Origin of the sequence: Streptomyces sp. CB01881 (assembly GCF_002953255.1) — a bacterium.
GTDB lineage: Bacteria > Actinomycetota > Actinomycetes > Streptomycetales > Streptomycetaceae > Kitasatospora.
On the sequence record NZ_CP026498.1, the window covers coordinates 10,545,309 to 10,547,205 of the forward strand.

Consider the following 1,897-nt stretch of genomic DNA (forward strand, 5'->3'; position numbering starts at 1 on the left):
TCGCGGCACCGGGGTGTCCCGTCGTCCCTTCCTGCAAGGCGCCCACCCTTGCGGGAGGGTCTTCGTTCGCATACCAGCGCGACGGTCGAACGTGGATACCCGCCGGAAGGTCCGATTCGGGCCGAAGCATGGTGCCGATGTGCTGCCGGAGTGAAGGTCTGGTGTGCGAGGTTGGCCCGGCCCGAGCCCCTGGGTACCGTCGGTGGCACGCCGGGCCCGTCATGGTTGCCATGTTCAACTAGGGCTGCGGCAGGGGGGTTTGGGATCGACCGGGGAGCGGGGAGCTCCGGCCGTCATGTCCCGCCCAGGACCACGCGCGCCCGGTCCGCCCGCACCCGGCCGAGGGACACGCCCCCTGACCGCACGCCACCCGACCCGACACCCGCCGCCGCCCGGCCCGCCGGGACGCCGACCGTACCGTTGCCGGCGTCCCGTGCCCTCCCGCCGCGTGCCCCGTCCTGTCTCCCGCTTCCCGCCCCGGCTCCCGGCCCGCCCGGGAGGCCGCTCCCGCCCCAGCTCCCACGCCTAGTGCCGCTCCCGCCGATGTACCGGGCTCCCGCCGATCTACCGGGTCTCCCCGCCGATGTGCCGGGCCGCCGTTCCGGCGCGCCCGGACGACCCCACTCCAGTGGCGCGCCCGTCCCTCCGGCGGGCGCGCGGAAGGAACGCACCCATGCACCGACTTGCCTGTCCTCTCTCCGTCCGCCCCCTTCACGCTCCGGCGGCCGGCCGGTGAGCGCCCTGCCCCGGCGCCGCAAGAGCCCGCCGGGCGGCCCGCGCCGCAACCCCGCACGCCGCGACGTCCACCACCGTGGCGCCCCGCCGGGCTTCGGCCGCCCGCACGCCCCGCACCGCTCACCGCGCCGTCGCACCCCGGCCGCAGCGCTGCGCGCCGTGCCCTGGCGCTTCGACCTGCCGGCCTCGTTGGTGGTCTTCCTGGTCGCCCTTCCGCTGTGCGTCGGGGTGGCCGTCGCCTCCGGGGTCCCCGCCGAGCTCGGGTTGGTCACCGGGATCGTCGGCGGACTGGTCGTCGGCGCGCTGCCCGGCAGCAGCCTCCAGGTCAGCGGACCGGCCGCCGGCCTGACCGTCCTGGTCTACGAGGCCGTCCAGGAGTACGGCGCCGGCGCCCTCGGCGTCCTGGTGCTCGCCACCGGCCTGCTCCAGCTGGCGATGGGCGCCCTGCGTCTGGGCCGCTGGTTCCGGGCGATGTCCGCCTCCGTGGTGCACGGCATGCTCGCGGGCATCGGCCTGACCCTGCTCTCCGGCCAGCTGTACGCGCTCGCCGACCGCAGGGCGCCCTCGACCGGGCCGGAGAAGATCGCCGGGCTGCCCGCACTGTTGCGCGACGCCGTCACCGGCTCGGCCACCCCGAGCGCGGTGGCCCTCGGCGCCGGCACCCTGCTGGTGCTCGTCTTCTGGAAGTACCTGCCGCCGCGGGTGGCCCGGTCGGTGCCCGCACCGCTGGCCGCCGTCGGCCTCGCCGCGGCCGTGGCCGCCGCCGCGGACCTCCCGGTGGCCCGGATCCGGGTCTCCGGCCTGCTGGACGTGGTGGAGCTGCCGGACCGCGGCGCGCTCGGCGCGCCGGCGAGCACGGCCGGCCTCGGCACCATCCTCGCCTTCACCCTGATCGCCTCCGCGGAGACGCTCTTCAGCGCAGCCGCCGTGGACCGGATGCACCACGGCCCGCGTACCGACTACGACCGCGAGCTGACCGCGCAGGGCGTCGGCAACACACTCTGCGGGCTGCTCGGAGCCCTCCCGATGACGGCGGTGATCGTGCGCAGCGCGGCCAACGTGCAGGCGGGGGCGCGGACCAAGGCCTCGCGCGTCCTGCACGGGCTCTGGCTGTTGCTGTTCACCGCCCTGCTGCCCGGCGCGCTGGGCCTGGTGCCGCTGA

Annotated in this window: 1 protein-coding gene; it reads left to right on the plus strand. The window is 76.6% G+C overall.

Translation table 11 applies throughout. From position 1 onward, the window contains the following. Nucleotides 1–885: 885 nt before the first annotated feature. A partial coding sequence (locus C2142_RS40940) for a SulP family inorganic anion transporter (protein ID WP_241003332.1) occupies nucleotides 886–1,897 on the plus strand: 1,012 nt, incomplete at its 3' end.